Origin of the sequence: Streptomyces sp. NBC_01445 (assembly GCF_035918235.1) — a bacterium.
In the GTDB taxonomy this organism is placed as follows: domain Bacteria; phylum Actinomycetota; class Actinomycetes; order Streptomycetales; family Streptomycetaceae; genus Streptomyces.
Genome location: NZ_CP109485.1, coordinates 5,697,941 through 5,712,995 on the forward strand (window position 1 = coordinate 5,697,941; position 15,055 = coordinate 5,712,995).

Annotated in this window: 14 protein-coding genes; 8 read left to right on the forward strand and 6 right to left on the reverse strand. The window is 71.3% G+C overall.

The window, feature by feature from the left end:
• Positions 1-155: 155 nt before the first annotated feature.
• Both OG574_RS26055 and OG574_RS26060 read left to right on the forward strand, forming a co-directional pair.
• Entirely contained in the window at positions 156-710 is a 555-nt protein-coding gene (locus OG574_RS26055) for a GlcG/HbpS family heme-binding protein (protein WP_326775165.1), read from the forward strand.
• A gap of 206 nt (positions 711-916) precedes the next feature.
• Entirely contained in the window at positions 917-2,302 is a 1,386-nt protein-coding gene (locus tag OG574_RS26060) for a M1 family metallopeptidase (protein WP_326775166.1), read from the forward strand.
• 37 nt (positions 2,303-2,339) lie between these two features.
• Here the strand turns inward: OG574_RS26060 and OG574_RS26065 are convergent, their stop codons facing one another.
• Both OG574_RS26065 and OG574_RS26070 read right to left on the reverse strand, forming a co-directional pair.
• On the reverse strand, positions 2,340-3,977 hold the full coding sequence (locus OG574_RS26065; protein ID WP_398376728.1) for a M4 family metallopeptidase: 1,638 nt from the start codon (positions 3,975-3,977) through the stop codon (positions 2,340-2,342).
• 279 nt (positions 3,978-4,256) lie between these two features.
• The gene (locus OG574_RS26070; protein ID WP_100595698.1) at positions 4,257-4,832 is read right to left on the reverse strand and encodes a TerD family protein; all 576 of its coding nucleotides are present in this window, start codon (positions 4,830-4,832) and stop codon (positions 4,257-4,259) included.
• A 180-nt stretch (positions 4,833-5,012) separates the two neighbouring features.
• Here OG574_RS26070 and arfB point away from each other — a divergent pair, with 180 nt between their 5' ends.
• Positions 5,013-5,450, forward strand: a complete 438-nt coding sequence (arfB, locus tag OG574_RS26075; protein WP_100595699.1) for an alternative ribosome rescue aminoacyl-tRNA hydrolase ArfB — start codon at positions 5,013-5,015, stop codon at positions 5,448-5,450.
• A gap of 29 nt (positions 5,451-5,479) precedes the next feature.
• Here arfB and OG574_RS26080 read toward each other — a convergent pair whose 3' ends face one another.
• On the reverse strand, positions 5,480-5,971 hold the full coding sequence (locus OG574_RS26080; RefSeq protein WP_398376759.1) for a flavin reductase family protein: 492 nt from the start codon (positions 5,969-5,971) through the stop codon (positions 5,480-5,482).
• 480 nt (positions 5,972-6,451) lie between these two features.
• Here OG574_RS26080 and cdgB point away from each other — a divergent pair, with 480 nt between their 5' ends.
• Entirely contained in the window at positions 6,452-8,161 is a 1,710-nt protein-coding gene (cdgB, locus tag OG574_RS26085) for a diguanylate cyclase CdgB (RefSeq protein WP_326775167.1), read from the forward strand.
• Positions 8,162-8,259: 98 nt separating this feature from the next.
• Complete coding sequence (locus tag OG574_RS26090; protein WP_326775168.1) at positions 8,260-9,228, forward strand: carbohydrate-binding protein; 969 nt, start codon at positions 8,260-8,262, stop codon at positions 9,226-9,228.
• A 37-nt stretch (positions 9,229-9,265) separates the two neighbouring features.
• On the opposite strand, the gene OG574_RS26095 is transcribed toward OG574_RS26090, so the two are convergent.
• The 3 genes from OG574_RS26095 to OG574_RS26105 all read right to left on the reverse strand — a co-directional run bounded on the left by OG574_RS26095 (position 9,266) and on the right by OG574_RS26105 (position 12,375).
• On the reverse strand, positions 9,266-10,198 hold the full coding sequence (locus tag OG574_RS26095; protein ID WP_326775169.1) for a 1-phosphofructokinase family hexose kinase: 933 nt from the start codon (positions 10,196-10,198) through the stop codon (positions 9,266-9,268).
• A gap of 84 nt (positions 10,199-10,282) precedes the next feature.
• Positions 10,283-11,428, reverse strand: a complete 1,146-nt coding sequence (gene nagA / locus OG574_RS26100; protein WP_326775170.1) for an N-acetylglucosamine-6-phosphate deacetylase — start codon at positions 11,426-11,428, stop codon at positions 10,283-10,285.
• Positions 11,428-12,375, reverse strand: coding sequence for an ROK family protein (locus OG574_RS26105; protein ID WP_100595703.1), 948 nt, complete (start codon positions 12,373-12,375; stop codon positions 11,428-11,430). The genes nagA and OG574_RS26105 overlap by 1 nt, the downstream gene beginning before the upstream one ends.
• 208 nt (positions 12,376-12,583) lie before the next feature.
• Here OG574_RS26105 and OG574_RS26110 point away from each other — a divergent pair, with 208 nt between their 5' ends.
• From OG574_RS26110 to otsB, 3 genes are all read left to right on the forward strand, one after another.
• Positions 12,584-13,846: an ABC transporter substrate-binding protein gene (locus OG574_RS26110; RefSeq protein ID WP_442816852.1), complete on the forward strand. Its 1,263-nt coding sequence runs from the start codon at positions 12,584-12,586 to the stop codon at positions 13,844-13,846.
• Positions 13,847-13,925: 79 nt separating this feature from the next.
• A complete protein-coding gene (locus tag OG574_RS26115) occupies positions 13,926-14,144 on the forward strand; it encodes a DUF3263 domain-containing protein (protein ID WP_326778620.1) in 219 nt (72 codons plus the stop codon).
• Between the two features lie 52 nt (positions 14,145-14,196).
• Complete coding sequence (gene otsB / locus OG574_RS26120; protein WP_326775172.1) at positions 14,197-15,048, forward strand: trehalose-phosphatase; 852 nt, start codon at positions 14,197-14,199, stop codon at positions 15,046-15,048.
• Positions 15,049-15,055: the final 7 nt, after the last annotated feature.

The window sequence follows — 15,055 nt, forward strand, 5'->3', positions numbered from 1 at the left end:
GTCAACCGATCGGCTGACCCTGACGTCAGCCGAGCCGCGCTCCGGTCGCAGCCGGTACGTCGACGGTGCGGGCCGGTTTCCGGCCGGAGGATCGATGGCAGAGCGACTCACCGACCGCCTCTGACCGACCCGACCGCCTCCAAGGAGCACCCGTCATGAAGAAGATCTCGAAGCGCGCCCGTGTCCTGACCGGTGGCGCCGTCCTCGCCGGCGTCGTCGCCGGTACCTTCGGCGCGGTCTCGGCCAGCGCCGACGCCCCGGCCGCGGCCCCCGCCGCCGTGACCGCGGACGCCCCGGCCAAGAACCTCACCCAGTCCACGCACCTGACGACGGCCGCCGCCACGAAGGCCGCGCAGGCCGCCCTCGACGCCGCGAAGAAGGAGAACCAGCGCGTCTCCGTCGCCGTCGTCGACCGCAACGGCAACACGATCGTCACCCTCCGCGGCGACGGCGCCGGCCCTCAGTCGTACGAGTCCGCCGTGAAGAAGGCGTACACCGCGGTGTCCTGGAACGCGCCGACGTCCGAGCTCGCCAAGCGCCTCGAGCAGGCCCCGAACCTGAAGGACATCCCGGGCACCCTGTTCCTCGCGGGCGGCGCGCCCGTCGCGGCGAAGGGCGCCCCGGTCGCGGGCATCGGCGTCGCGGGTGCGCCGTCGGGCGACCTGGACGAGAAGTTCGCCCAGGCCGGCGTCGCCGCGCTGAACCGCTAGAGCCAGTCGTTCGGATCAGGCCGGGCTCGCGAGGTCGGGCACGCACGCCCCGAGCTCTCGACTGCGCTCGAGCAGGGGAGACCCCCGTGACCCCGCTCCCTGATCCAGCCCGATCCGAACGAAGGACCCCGGTGACGCCATGACCCCCGTGGAGGCGCCCGCCCGTTGGCAGGCGCCTCCACGGCGTTCGCCCCTACGATCGCTCTGTGCCCCGTAGCCCACGAAGTGTCCCCGCCCCCGCGCTCGCTCTCGTCCTGGCCCTCGGCGCCTGTTCCGCCGCCGGTGTGCACGGCACGCCCGGTGCCGCGGGCGTCCGGGACCCGTACTTTCCGAAGCTGGGCAACGGCGGCTACGACGCCACGCACTACGACCTCACCCTCGATGCCGACCGGCACCGGCTGACCGGCACCGCCGGCATCACCGCGAAGGCCACCCAGGACCTCAGCGCGTTCAATCTCGACCTCAAGGGCCTGACGGTCGACGGCGTCACCGTCGACGGTCAGAAGGCCCGGTTCGAGCGGGCCGGGCACGAGCTGACGATCCGTCCGGCCGAGACGCTGCGGAAGGGCTCCGCGTTCCGCACGGTCGTGCGGTACTCCGGGAAACCCGTGACCATCACCGACCCGGACGGCTCCGAGGAGGGCTGGCTCCCCACGCAGGACGGGGTCCTCGCGCTCGGCGAGCCGACGGGGTCCATGGCCTGGTTCCCCGGGAACAACCACCCCTCCGACAAGGCGTCGTACGACCTCCATATCACCGTCCCCAAGGGCCTGAAGGCCGTATCCAACGGGGAGTTGACGAAGGAGCGGACGGCCGGCGGGCGGACGACGTTCGACTGGCACGTCCCGCAGCCCATGGCCGGCTACCTGGCGATGCTGGCGATCGGGAAGTTCGAGACCAAGGCCTACAAGACGCCCGACGGGCTGCCCGTGTACACCGCCGTGGACCCGGTCGAGGCGGCCGCGAGCGCCAAGGTCCTGGCCAAGATCCCGGCCGTCATGGCGTGGGAGTCCAAGACCTTCGGTCCCTATCCCTTCTCCTCCACCGGCGCCGTCGTCGACCGGCACGGCGACGCCGGGTACGCGCTCGAGACCCAGAACCGGCCCGTCTTCCCCGGCGCCCCTCCGCTGTCCACGCTCGTCCACGAGATGGCCCACGAGTGGTACGGGGACTCCGTCACGCCGGAGTCGTGGCGCGACATGTGGCTCAACGAGGGCTTCGCGACCTACGCCGAATGGCTCTGGGCGGAGCAGCACGGCGGCGACAGCGCGCAGAAGACGTTCGACTCCTACTACGCGAAGGGCAGCGGCGACCCGATCTGGGCCTTCCCGCCCGCCAGGCCGTCGAGCGCCGCGCACATCTCGGATCCGCCCGTCTACGAGCGCGGCGCGATGGTGCTGCACAAGATCCGCGAGACGGTCGGGGACGCCAAGTTCTTCGAGCTGCTCAAGAGCTGGCCCGCCGCGCACCGTTACGGCAACGCGGACACGGCCGACTTCACCGGGTACGTGGAGAAGCAGAACCCGGGCAAGGATCTGCAGCCGGTGTGGGACGACTGGCTGTACGGAAAGGGAAAGCCGGACCACCCGTAGTCCCGGATGGCCCGGCCGGACTTCCCTGCGGTGAGGGCTACTTCACGTTCACCGCGGTCCAGGTCGCCGCGACGGCCTGCTGTTCGGCGCTGTTCGCGCCGTACAGGTCGCTCGCCGCCTGGAGCGTGGCGGTGCGGGCGGCCGCGTAGTTCGTCGTCGATGTCATGTACGTGGAGAGGGCCTTGTACCAGATCTGCTCGGCCTTGGCCCGGCCGATGCCGGTGAGCGTGGAGTTGTCGGAGGTCGGGGAGTTGTACGAGACCCCGTTGATGGTCTTCGCGCCGCTGCCCTCGCTCAGGAGGTAGAAGAAGTGGTTGGCGACGCCCGACGAGTAGTGCACGTCGAGGCGGCCGACCGTCTTGGACCAGTAGTCGGCGGAGCCGCCGTCCTTGCTGGGCTTGTCCATGTAACGCAGCGGGGTGCCGTTGCCGTTGATGTTGATCTTCTCGCCGATGAGGTAGTCGCCGACGTCGCTGCTGTTGTTCGCGAAGAACTCCACCGACGTGCCGAAGATGTCGGACGTCGCCTCGTTCAGGCCGCCCGACTCACGGCTGTAGTTGAGGCCCGCGGTGGACGCGGTCAGGCCATGGCTCATCTCGTGGCCGGCCACGTCGAGCGCCGTGAGCGGGTGCTGGTTGCTCTGCCCGTCGCCGTACGTCATGCAGAAGCAGGCGTCCGACCAGAAGGCGTTGACGTAGGCGTTGCCGTAGTGGACGCGGGAGTACGCGGCCTTGCCGTCGCCCGCGATGCCGTTCCGGTTGAACGCGCTCTTGTAGTAGTCCCACGTCTCCGCGGCGCCGTACGCGGCGTCGACCGCGGCGGTCTGCCGGTTCGTCACCGTCCCGTCGCCCCACTGGTCGTCGGCGTCGTGGAAGAGCGTGCCCGTGCCGGACGTCCCGCCGTTCAGGTCGTACGTCTTGTGGCCGCCGCGCCCGCCGTCGGTGAGGTCGAACCCGCCGCCGGCCGATGCGGTGCTGCCGACCGAGACGGTGCCGCTGTACTCGCTGGTGCCGGTGCCGTTCTCGATGCCCTCGTACGAGTACAGCTTCTTGCCGGTGGCGGCGTCGGTGACGACGTGCAGCTCGCTCGGCGTCCCGTCGGCCTGAGTGCCGGTCACGACCGTCTCGTAGGCGAGGACCGGCTTGCCGGAGGCGGCCCAGACGACCTTGCGGACGTTCTTGGCGGCGGCGCTCTTGGCGTCCGAGACAGCGAGGGCCGACTTCTTGGCGGCGGTGGGGGCGAGGGAGGCGTCCGTCGACGCCACGGATATCGCGCCCTTGTGCGCCTTGGAGACGCCCTTGAGGTCGCCGTTCTTCGCGGTGTGCGTGACGAGGTCGCCGCCGAGCACGGGCAGACCGTCGTAGGTGCGCTCGTAGCGGGTGTGTGTCGTGCCGTCGGCGTCCTTGACGACATCGCGGGCGACGAGCTTCTCCCCGCTGCCGAGCCCGAGTCGGCGGGCGGCCGCCGGGGCTTCGGTCTGTGCGTCCTTGAGGGCCGTGGCCCGCTGGGAGGCGCTGAGCGGAACGGCGGTGGCGCCGGCGGTGCGGTCGGCGGCGGTCGCCGCGGTGCCGCTCTGCAGAGCCAGGACGACCATCGCGGCCGACGCGGCGAGCGCGGTGGCTCGTGCGGCAGTCCTGCGGCCGGCGGTGCGGGGAGCGGGGGAGTGGCGTGTCACTCGGAACTCCTTCTGTGTCCAACGACCCGTGGGTGGTGACCCGTCGGGGGTGGGGGGCGCGGAGGAGAGAGTGACACCAGGTGCGCTGTGTTTGACAGGGCGCCGTCAAAGATTTAACAGTTCGTGTCCGAATGCAGGTGGCGGCTGTCCGTTATTTGCCGCTTGACAGGGAAGCGTCGGTCGGGAGAGTGCTCGCCGAGCGCACGCAGAAGGGCCCCGGCCGGATATGCCCGGCCGGGGCCCTTCAACTGCTGTGCTGCGGCGGTGACTCCGCTCAGGTCAGACGTTCACGCCGAAGTCCTGCGCGATGCCGACGAGGCCCGACGCGTAACCCTGGCCCACCGCGCGGAACTTCCACTCCGCGCCGTTGCGGTACAGCTCGCCGAAGACCATGGCGGTCTCGGTGGCGGCGTCCTCGGAGAGGTCGTAGCGGGCGATCTCGGTGCCGCCGGCCTGGTTGACGATGCGGATGAACGCGTTGCGCACCTGGCCGAAGTTCTGCGAGCGGTTCTCGGCGTCGTAGATCGAGACCGGGAAGACGATCTTGTCGATGTCGGCCGGGAGGCCCGCCAGGTTGACGTTGATCTGCTCGTCGTCGCCCTCGCCCTGGCCCGTGACGTTGTCACCGGTGTGGACGATGGTCTGGTCCGGCGTCGCCTTGTTGTTGAAGAAGACGAAGTGGCCGTCCGAGTAGACCTTGCCCTGCGGGTTCACCGCGATCGCGGAGGCGTCGAGGTCGAAGTCGGTGCCGGTGGTGGTGCGGACGTCCCAGCCGAGGCCCACGGTGACGGCGGTCAGGCCCGGAGCCTCCTTGGTGAGCGAGACGTTGCCACCCTTGGACAGGCTTACTGCCATTGTTGGGAGTCCTTCCCTCGTTAGCGATGCGTGCGCTTCGTAGACGAAGCTACTCGTACCCCTATGAACGCCAAGGGGGGATCCAGGGTTCCAGGTGTCTTTACTTTCTTTACCCGCTTTACCCGGGATGGGTGTGCCGCCGGGAAAAGGGGGTGACGCGGTGCGTGTCCAGGCGCGACCATGGAACCCATGTCCGGTCCTTACTTCATCCGCGGCTCGGTGGTCCTTCCGGAGGCCGAGCTCCTCTGGCGATTCTCGCGGTCGTCCGGGCCGGGCGGCCAGCATGTGAACACCAGCGACTCCCAGGTCGAGCTCCGCTTCGACCTCGCCAGGACCGAGGCGCTGCCCGAGGTGTGGAAGGCGCGGGCCCTGGAGCGGCTCGCCTCCCGACTCGTCGACGGCGTCATCTCCGTACGGTCCTCGGAGCACCGCTCCCAGTGGCGCAACCGCGAGACCGCCGCCGTGCGCCTCGCGTCCCTCCTCGCGGAGGCCACCGCCCCGCCGCCCAAGCCGCGCCGCGCGACCCGTATCCCCCGGGGGATCAACGAGCGCCGCCTGCGCAACAAGAAGGCACGGTCGGACACGAAACGGGGCCGGTCGGGGCGCGGCTGGGACTGAACAGCCTCAGGGGGGCCGGGCGTCGGGCCTCAGCCCAACTGCCGGTACTTCCCCTTGAAGTAGGCCAGGGGTCCGCCCTCGCCGCCGGGCAGCGACGCCGTGAGCACCCGGCCGATCACCAGCGTGTGGTCCCCGGCCGGCACCCGCTGCTCCGTACGGCACTCGAGCGTCGCGAGCGCGCCGCCCACCAGGGGCGCGCCGGACACCTCGCCGCGTACGTACGGGATGTCCTCGAAGAGCAGACGGTCGCTGATGCGGCCCTTCATCGCGAAGCGGCCCGCGATGTGGCGCTGGTTCTCGGAGAGCACGGACACCGCCCACAGGGGCTGTTCGTCGAGCAGGTCGTCCATGCGGGAGCCGTTGCGCAGGCTGACAAGGACGAGCGGCGGGTCGAGGGAGACCGACAGGAACGCCGTGGCCGTCATGCCGACGTCCTCGCCCAGGGGAGCCGACGGGTCGTCCGGGTCGAGCGGCACCTCGCGCGCGGTCACCAGGACCACGCCCGCGGCCAGTCGGGACATGGCGGCGCGGAACTCGTCGTTGCTCACTCCCTCAGCATGCCCGGCCAGGGCGGGTGCGGGGACGAAAGCGCCAGGGGGGTATGTGGGGGTCGTGCGGGCGGTGGGGGAGAGCGGGGGATTCTTCAGCGGCGGGGGAGTCTTCAGCACGTCTCGACGCTAGCTTCGGTGCCGTGCCCGCCACATCGGGCCTTGGGCCGAGGCCGGTCCTAGGACCTGTGGTGGATCTCGTCCGGATATGGAGGTGTTCGGGGGTGTTTTTCGTTCAGGAAGTGCAGGGGGCGTGCGCCGGAGCGCTCCTCAACCCTTCATCTCCTCCTGTGACTTGAGTCACAGGAGCCATATTTTGTTGACCCTGTGTACCGGGTGGACAGCTCGCTGTGATTCAGTGGCGGAGACACTGCAACAAGAGCGTGCATACGCGCGTGCGGAATCGGCGATCAGAATTCTGGAGTGCTGTCGAGGTCTCGGGGAGAGCTGAGCATGGAGACCGAGTCGGAGCCGTACGTCCGTCTTGCGACCCTGCGGCAGCTTCACCAGGTGATGGCGGACATGAACACCGCCCGCAGCCTGGCAGACACCCTGCAGACGGTCTCCGACGGAGTCGTGAACGGCCTCGGATTCGAGCTGGCCTGCGTCAATCTCGTGCGCCCCGACGGTGACCTCGTCGTCGCCGCCTTCTCCGGCGACTCCTCCGCCGAAGCCCTCATCACCGGCCGGGTCGGCTCCCGTGCCTCCTGGGACCGTCGCCTGTCCATGGGCGAGGCCTGGGGCGACCTGCGGTTCATCCCGCACACCGAGGGCTGGGTCCTCGACGAGGACGACGTACCGCAGTGGTTCACCGACGGGCCGCCGCCCCGCTTCGAGGACGAGTGGCACCCGTCGGACCGCCTCTTCGCCCCGATGTACGCCACCGGCGGCTCCGGCGGCGAACTCCTCGGCGTGATCTCCGCCGACCGCCCGCGCAACGGCAGGCGCCCCGGCGCCTGGGGCCGCGAGGCCCTGCAGATGTACGCCTTCCAGGCCGCCATCGCCATCAGCAACGCACGGCTGCGCGCCAACATGCAGCGCGCCCTGGTCCGGCTCGAACGCGAGCAGCAGGCCCTGCGCGCCAGCGAGGAGTCCTTCCGCCAGGCCTTCGAGTACGCGCCCAGCGGCATGGCCATCGCCGAGATGGGCGGCGACCAGCACGGGCGGCTCCTGCGCACGAACGACGCCCTGTGCCGGTTGCTCAGCCGCCCGGCGTCCGCCATGCGCCGCTACTCGTTCTCCGACCTCGTCCACCCCGAGGACATCGGCACGCTGCTGCGCACCTCCGCCGAGGGCGGCCGCGCCGAGCTGCGCCTCGGACGGCGCGACGGCACCTATGTGTGGGTGTCCCTGCGGAACTCGGTGGTGGCCGACGCCGCCGACGGGCCGCGCTTCCTGCTCACCCACGTCGAGGACATCGAGGAGCGCAAGCGCCGCGAACTGCATCTCGCGCACCGCGCGTCCCACGACTCCCTCACCGGCCTGCCGAACTCGGCGGAGCTGCGCTCCCGCCTCTCGGCCCGCTTGTGCCGCCGCCCCCAGCTGCCCGAGCCGAGCGCCGTGGACTCCCTGGACGCGGCGTACGGGGACCGCACCGGCGGCTCGTACGACACGAACGGGCACGGATTCGACTTCGCGGGGGCCGCTGCCGCCGTGGCCGGACAGCAGAACGGCGGGTCCGGGCCCTCCGGCGGGATCTACGACGACTATGGCTTCGATCACCACGTCCATATCGACGCGCCCGAGGGGGACACCGACGACGGCACGAAGGGCCTGGCGGTCCTCTTCTGCGACCTGGACGGCTTCAAGTCGATCAACGACCGGTTCGGGCACCACACCGGAGACGTCGTCCTGATCGAGGTCGCACGGCGGCTGACCAGCGGTGTCCGTGACGGGGACACCGTCGCGAGGCTCGGTGGCGACGAGTTCGTCGTGCTCGCCGACGGGCTCGGCCGGGCCGATGCAGAGGACCTCGCCGTCCGTCTGCGGAACGCGATCATTCCACCCATCCGGGTCGACGGAAGAGCGGTTCGTGTGGGCGCCAGTTTCGGCATCGGCTGGGCGCACTGCGGGATGACGGCCGACGAGGTGTTGAAATCCGCTGACCAGCGGATGTACATCGAGAAAAGGTCGCGTGCCAAGCAGCACCGACGGGCCGGATGATCTCCTTCCGCGGGTATCGGTGAGGTCAACGCCACCCCTTCGGACCACTCCCACCGGGTACGCTCGCCGGGTAAGCGATACGTAGGGAGTGATCAGGGATGGCGCCCGCTGACAACGGCGAGGGCACGCCCGCGGACGACGATCCGTTCGGCTATCTGTACGCCGACGGGCAGGCGGCCGGGGCGACACCGCCCAGCGGGGGCGGCGGCTACGGCTACCCGGGTCCCCGGTCCTACCACCAGGTCCGGCCGGTCGGTGAGCGCCAGTACGGGCAGCAGCCGCAGCAGGCGCCGACCGCCGCGTACGGGCAGGCGCCCCCGCAGCAGCAGCCCCAGGGCTACGGCCAGCCGAACGCGCACTACTCGGCCCCCGAGACGCTGCCCGGCGGCGCGCCGACCACGGTGACGCCCACGCAGCACGGCGGTGGCGGCGGCCGGGGCCGCGGGCCCAACACCAAGGGCCTGCTCATCGGCGCGCTCGCCGTCGTGGCGGCCGTGGTCATCGGCATCGGGGTCGCGGTCCTCGGCGGCGACTCGAACGACGACGCGAAGGGCGGCGACGCGGGCGGGCAGCCGTCCGGCGGCTCGCAGTCGGTCCAGCCGAGCGAGACGGCCTCCAAGAAGGCCGACGAGCCGGTCGACCTGCCGAAGACGGATGCCAAGGCGCTGAAGCTCGAGGGCGGCACGGCCACCGCGTCGGACGTCAAGGGCGCCAAGGCCGACGGCGGCACCTATGTGGCCGGCTTCAACCAGGTGGGCGCCAAGCTCACCTGGACGGTCAACGGCATCCCGAAGGACGGCGCGTACAGCCTGCGCGTCAACTACGGAGTGCCCGGCAAGAACGCCAACGCGACCATCACGGTCAACGGCAAGGTGCAGACCCGCCCGCTCAACATGGAGAACTTCTCCGACGCCAAGGAAGGCGACTGGGAGAAGGGGTGGACCAACACCTGGTCCGTCGTCCAGCTCAGCAAGGGCACGAACGCGATCTCGATCTCGTGCGAGCAGGGCAACCAGTGCGACGCCAACTTCGACCAGATGTGGCTGGTCAAGGGCGCCAACGGCTGATCGACAGAGGCTTGCCGACAGCGGCCTGGGGCGTGCCCTAGGCCGCTGTCGTCGTCTGTTGGGTCACCGCGACCCGGCCGAGCAGTTCCTCGTACGCCGCGCGGTCGAACTCCCCTGCCACCGGGGCCAGTACCGTCGCCGCGGACAGGGCGACCGCGCGGGCCAGGCGGTCCGGCCACGGCAGGTCTTCCACGTAACCCGAGAGCAGGCCCGCGACCGCCGAGTCGCCGGCGCCCGTCGGGTTGCCCTTCACGCGGTCCGGGGCCGGGGCGCGCCAGCTGCCGTCCGGGGTGACCGCGAGGAGGCCCTCCGGGCCGAGTGAGGCGACCACGGAGTGCGCGCCGCGGCGGCGGGCGTCGCGGGTGGCGCGCAGCGGCTCGTGGGAGCCGGTGAGCTCGGCGAGCTCGTCGGAGTTCGGCTTGATGACGTCGGGGCGGGCCGCGAGCCCCCGGCGCAGGGGTTCCCCGGACGAGTCGAGCAGCACGGGCACGGACGCGGCGCGGGCCGCGCGGACCAGCTGGGCGTACGCGCCGACGGGGACGCCCGGCGGGAGGCTGCCGCACAGGGCCACCGCGGACGCGGACGTGAGCAGCTCCTCGTAGGCCTCGGTGAACGCGGACCACTCGGTGGGGGCGACGAGCGGGCCCGGCTCGTTGAGCTGGGTCGTGTCGCCTGACGCGCCGTCGACGACGGCGATGGTGCGGCGGGTGGCGCCCGAGACCGGGACGAGCGCGTCCCGGATGCCGGGGGAGTCCAGGAGCTGCTCCCTGAGGGCGCGGCCCGTGCCGCCGCCCGCGAAGCCGGTGACGGTCACGTCGTGGCCGAGCGCGGCGAGCACGCGCGCGACGTTGAGGCCCTTGCCGCCGGGGCGTTCAGTGACCTTGGTGACGCGGTGCGACGCGTGCGGGTGCAGCGCCGGCACGTCGTACGTGATGTCGAGCGCGGCGTTCAGTGTGACCGTGAGGATCACGAGACCCCAGCCCACCCCTCAGTTCGGGACTACCTTCAGTAACGCGGCCTGATCATGCCAAAGACCGGGCGGTAGGCCCAGACCTCACGCGAGCTGGGGTTCCACGATCCACCGGCCCTTGCGCATGACGCCCTTGAGGCCGAAGTCCTCGTCCAGGACGACGAGGTCGGCGTCCTTGCCGGGCTCCAGCGAGCCCACCCTGTCGTCCACGCCGAGCAGGCGGGCCGGGTTGGCGGAGATCGCGCGGACGATGTCCTCGACGGGCAGCTTGTCGATGGTGGCGGCGCGCTTGAACGCGCGGTCCAGGGTGAGCGTCGAACCGGCGATGGAGTTGCCCTCGACGAGCCGCGCGACGCTGTCCTTCACCTCGACCTCCAGGGTGCCGAGCATGTAGCGGCCGTCGCCGAAGCCCGCCGCGTCCATGGCGTCGGTGATGAACGCGACGCGCCCGCTGCCCACATGATGGAACGCCAGCTCCAGGGCGGCCGGGTGCAGATGCGTGCCGTCGTTGATGAGCTCGACGGTGATCCGCTCGTCCTCCAGGAGCGCCGAGATCGGGCCCGGGGCGCGGTGGCCCATGGCCGGCATCGCGTTGTAGAGGTGCGTGGCGACGGTGGCGCCCGCGTCGATGGCCTCGACGGTCTGCTCGTACGTGGCGTCGGTGTGGCCGATCGCGGCGATCACGCCGTGCTCGGCGAGGAGGCGTACGGAGTCGATGCCGCCGGGGAGTTCGGGGGCGAGGGTGAGCATCTTGGCCTGGCCGCGCGCCGCGTCGAGCAGCTTGCGGACCTCGGCGGGGTCGGGGTCGCGCAGGAGCGTTTCGTCATGGGCGCCCTTGCGGCACGGGGAGATGAACGGGCCCTCGAAGTGGATGCCCGCGATCTCGCCCTGCTCGGCCAGCTCGGACAGCAGGCCCGCGCGCTGGGTGAGGAAGTCCGCCGCGCCGGTGACGAAGGACGCGACGACCGTCGTGGTGCCGTGCAGGCGGTGCGTGCGGACGCCCTTGAGGATGTCGTCGATCGATCCCGAGGTGAAGGAGGCCCCGCCGCCGCCGTGGTTGTGCATGTCGACGAAGCCGGGCACGACCCAGTGGCCGGTCAGATCGGTGGAGGGGGCGCCGGCCGGCGCGCTGCCGGCGATCCTCGCGCCGTCCACGATCACGCGTCCGTTCTCGACGACGCCGGCCGGCAGGACGACGCGGGCGCCGGAGAGAACATTCAGAGCGGCCATCAGGCGACTACCTCCGTGGAATCGGTGGACTGGGCGAGCAGGTCCCAGGCGAGCAGGCCCGCGCCCAGGCAGCCGGCGGTGTCCCCGAGGGCCGCCGGGACGATCGTGGGCAGCTTCTGGAACGTCACGCGTTCCTCGACGGCGGCCCGCAGTGGTGTGAACAAGGTTTCCCCCGCCTCGGCCAGACCGCCACCGATGATCAGGGTGCGCGGGTCCAGCAGAGTGAGCGCCGTGACGAGCCCGTCGGCGAGCGCGTCCACGGCCTCCAGCCAGACCTGCCGCGCCCTGGGGTCCCCGGACTCGACGGCCTTGGCGCAGTCCGCGGCGTCCGCCTCCGGGTCGCCGGTGGCCTCGGCCCAGGCCAGCGAGACCGCCGACGCGGAGGCGTAGCGCTCCAGGCAGCCGCGCTGCCCGCAGCTGCAGTCCGTGCCGCCGGGGCGTACGACGATGTGGCCGATCTCCCCGGCCGAGCCGTGCGCGCCGGGTTCGATGCGGCCACCGATGCCGATGGCGCCCGCGATGCCCGTACCCAGCGGCACGAACAGGAAGCGGTCCGCGCCCTTGCCCGCGCCGAGCCGCCCCTCACCGAGGCCGCCGGTGCGCACGTCGTGGCCGAGGGCGACGGGGATGCCTTCCAGCCGCTCGCTCAGCAGCCTGCGCATCGGCACGTCGCGCCAGCCGAGGTTCGACGCGTACAGGGCGATGCCGTGCTCGTCGTCGACGATGCCGGGCACCGCGACGCCGGCCGCGGCGGCCGGCTCCCCGAGGTGCTCCTCGCCGTACGCGCGCAGGTCGGCGGCGAAGCCGAGTATGGTCTCGACGATCGCGTCGGGCCCCCGCTCGCGGCCGGTGGCGCGCCGCGCCTGGTGGAGCAGGGTGCCGTCGGCCCCGACCAGGGCGGCCTTCATTCCGGTGCCGCCCACATCGAGGGCGATGACGTGTCTCACGGGTACAGTCTCGCGCCTCGACCCGCGAGAGGTCTAGTCCACTTGCATGGATCTTGCGTCGATGTGTACGGATGACGCGTTTCTGCTTTCCCGGCGAAGGCCCGTTGCGGGTGCGAAACCCGTGTGGTGTAGACCTTATGACCGGGCCTCGTGAACTTTCCGGGTCCGAAATCTGGATGAGAGACTTCAAGAGGGTGGGAAACCGGCTGTGCAGCGGCGCATGACAGGTCTGACGGCGGCGGTGGCCGCGCTCGGCATGGCGGCGACGCTGGCCGCCTGCGGAGGCCCCGGCTCCGAGGACGTGACCCTGAAGCTGGTGGCCGCCGACTACGGCGACTCCCCGGCGAACAGCTCCCAGAAGTACTGGGACAAGCTGGCCGCCGCCTTCGAGAAGAAGAACCCCGGCATCAAGGTCGACGTCAGCGTCTACTCCTGGAGCGACGTCGACGCCAAGGTCAAGAAGATGGTCGCGGACGGCCACGCGCCCGACATGGCGCAGATCGGCGCGTACTCCGACTACGCCGCGAGCGGCAAGCTCTACAGTGCGAACGACCTGCTCTCCATCCCCGTGCAGTCCGACTTCCTGCCGCAGCTCGCCGCCGCCGGCGAGGTCTCCCGCGTCCAGTACGGCATGCCCTTCGCGTCCTCCACGCGGCTGCTGTTCTACAACAAGACCCTCTTCGACAAGGCCGGCCTGACCCCGCCGCAGACCTGGGCCCAGCTCCAGGCCGACGCCAAGGCCCTCAAGGCGCGCGGCGTGAAGATCCCCTACGCGCTGCCGCTGGGCCCCGAAGAGGCGCAGGCCGAGACCATGATGTGGATGCTGAGCGGCGGCTCCGGTTACACCGACGACGTCGGCACCTACAGCCTCGACTCCCCGCAGAACGTCAAGACCTTCGAGTGGCTGAAGAACGACCTGGTCGGCCAGGGCCTCACCGGTCCGACGCCGCCCGCCAAGCTCGACCGCGCGCAGGCCTTCGCGGCCTTCACGCGCGGTGACGTCGGCATGCTCAACGGGCACCCGACGCTGATGCAGATGGCCGCCAAGAAGGGCGTGAAGTTCGGCATGGTGCCGATGCCCGGCATCAACGGCAGGGCCGGGTCGACCATGGGCGTCGCAGACTGGATGATGGCGTTCCGGCAGAACGGCCACAAGGACCAGGTCGGCAAGTTCCTCGACTACGTCTACAGCGAGAAGAACGTCCTCGACTTCTCCCGCGAGTACGACCTCCTGCCGGTCACCAACTCCGCGTCGGACACGATGGCCGACGACAAGCGCGACCAGAAGCTCTGGAAGTTCCTCGGCGAACTGCAGAACTCGGAGCTCTACCCCGTCGGCAAGACGTCCTGGGCCCAGGTCAGCGCCGGCGTCAAGCGCGAGATCGGCTCGACCGTCGGCCCCAACGGCAACCCGGGTGCCACCCTCGGCCGGCTGGAGCGGGCGGCCGACGCGGCGGAGAACGCGGAGTAGCGTCGCTGCCGTGAGCGAACCGCCGTACGCAGAGCCCGAACCGCCCGCTGAGGACGCGGAGGATGCGCCGCCCGTCGGCCTGTCCCCCCGTGAGCAGGGCGTTCTCGCCCTGGAGCGGCGCGGGTGGGCGTCGGCCGGGGCCAAGGAGCGCGCCGTGCGCGAGGAGCTGGGCCTCGCCCCGGTGCGCTACTACCAGCTCCTCAACGCGCTCCTCGACGACCCGAGGGCCCTCGCCCACGACCCGGTCACGGTCAACCGGCTGCGCCGCATACGGGAGGCCCGCCGCGAGGAGCGCTGACCCGCACCCGCGCATCGGAGTACGGTCCGCCTCCCGCGGATAGGCTCGGCCCATGGGCAGCCCACAGCACGACCTGCCGTCGCCTGTGACCTCCGCCGGGCGTGACGGCCTCGACGCACTCCTCTCGGACCCCGCGCGGGCCGTGATCGCGCTCGACTTCGACGGCACGCTCGCGCCGATCGTGCCCGACCCCGAACAGGCCCGGGCGCACCCGGACGCCGTCCGCGCGCTCGCCGCGCTGGCCCCCCAGGTCGCCTCCGTCGCCGTGATCACCGGCCGCCCCGCGGGCGTCGCCGTGCGCCACGGCGGTTTCGCGGGCGTCCCCGGACTCGAACACCTCGTGGTTCTCGGCCACTACGGCGCCGAGCGCTGGGACGCCGTCACCGGCACCGTCCACGCCCCCGCCCCGCACCCCGGCGTCGCGGCCGTCCGCGCCGAACTGCCCGGAGTCCTGGAGTCCGTGGGGGCCTGGCGCGGCACCTGGGTGGAGGAGAAGGGCCGTGCCGTCGCCGTCCACACGCGCCGCGCGGGCGACCCGCAGGCGGCGTTCGAGGCGCTGCGGGCGCCCTTGTCCGACCTCGCGGCCCGCCACGGCCTGATCGTCGAGCCCGGCCGCCTCGTCCTGGAACTGCGCCCGCCCGGCATGGACAAGGGCGCGGCGCTCACGGCGTACGTACGCGAGGTGGGCGCGACGTCGGTGCTCTACGCGGGCGACGACCTCGGCGACCTGCCCGCGTTCGCCGCCGTCGACAAGCTCCGCAAGGACGGGGTGCCGGGCCTTCTGGTGTGCAGCGGCAGCTCGGAGGTCACGGAACTGGCCGAACGGGCGGACGTCGTGGTGGACGGGTCGCAGGGAGTTGTGGAACTCATGGCGGACCTGGCCCGCGCGATCAGCGGGCCCTAGGGCCCGC

Bases quoted from the DNA above. Each gene is read 5' to 3' on its own strand.
- OG574_RS26080 (WP_398376759.1), bottom strand. From the start codon at position 5,971: ATGTCCCGACTGGCCGCGGGCGTGGTCCTGGTGACCGCGCGCGAGGTG.
- otsB (WP_326775172.1), top strand. From the start codon at position 14,197: ATGGGCAGCCCACAGCACGACCTGCCGTCGCCTGTGACCTCCGCCGGG.
- OG574_RS26055 (WP_326775165.1), top strand. From the start codon at position 156: ATGAAGAAGATCTCGAAGCGCGCCCGTGTCCTGACCGGTGGCGCCGTC.
- cdgB (WP_326775167.1), top strand. From the start codon at position 6,452: ATGGAGACCGAGTCGGAGCCGTACGTCCGTCTTGCGACCCTGCGGCAG.
- arfB (WP_100595699.1), top strand. From the start codon at position 5,013: ATGGAACCCATGTCCGGTCCTTACTTCATCCGCGGCTCGGTGGTCCTT.
- OG574_RS26090 (WP_326775168.1), top strand. From the start codon at position 8,260: ATGGCGCCCGCTGACAACGGCGAGGGCACGCCCGCGGACGACGATCCG.
- nagA (WP_326775170.1), bottom strand. From the start codon at position 11,428: ATGGCCGCTCTGAATGTTCTCTCCGGCGCCCGCGTCGTCCTGCCGGCC.
- OG574_RS26070 (WP_100595698.1), bottom strand. From the start codon at position 4,832: ATGGCAGTAAGCCTGTCCAAGGGTGGCAACGTCTCGCTCACCAAGGAG.